Below are 642 nucleotides of genomic sequence, written 5' to 3' on the forward strand. Positions count from 1 at the left end.
ACATGGAACCCAAATGCTTCAGATGGATCTAATCAAGGTCAATGGCAACCAAATGGGAATCAAGGAAACTCACAAAATCCTACTGGTAATGATTTTGTATCCCAACGATTTTTAGCCTTGGCAAATGGGGCTTACAAGTATAATCCGTATATTTTAAATCAAATTAATAAGTTGGGCAAAGATTATGGAGAAGTTACTGATGAAGACATTTATAATATTATTCGAAAACAAAATTTCAGCGGAAATGCATATTTAAATGGATTACAACAGCAATCGAATTACTTTAGATTCCAATATTTCAATCCATTGAAATCAGAAAGGTACTATCGTAATTTAGATGAACAAGTACTCGCATTAATTACTGGTGAAATTGGATCAATGCCAGATTTGAAAAAGCCCGAAGATAAGCCGTATTCAAAACAACGCTCATTTGAACCGCATGAAAAAGACGATTTTACAGTAGTTAAAAAACAAGAAGATAATAAGAAAAGTGCGTCAACTGCATATAGTAAAAGTTGGCTAGCAATTGTATGTTCTATGATGGTGGTATTTTCAATCATGCTATTCTTATTTGTAAAGCGAAATAAAAAGAAAAATAAAAACGAATCACAGCGACGATAATCCGTGTGTGATTCGTTTTTT

At 32.7% G+C, this 642-nt stretch carries 1 protein-coding gene; it reads left to right on the forward strand.

Features of this window, described 5'->3' with window-relative positions:
* Window positions 1-621 (forward strand): SdrH family protein (locus IDG60_RS19790; protein ID WP_241013412.1); only part of this gene is annotated, 621 nt, incomplete at its 5' end.
* Window positions 622-642 lie beyond the last annotated feature (21 nt).

The organism is Staphylococcus sp. EG-SA-2 (assembly GCF_017152085.1).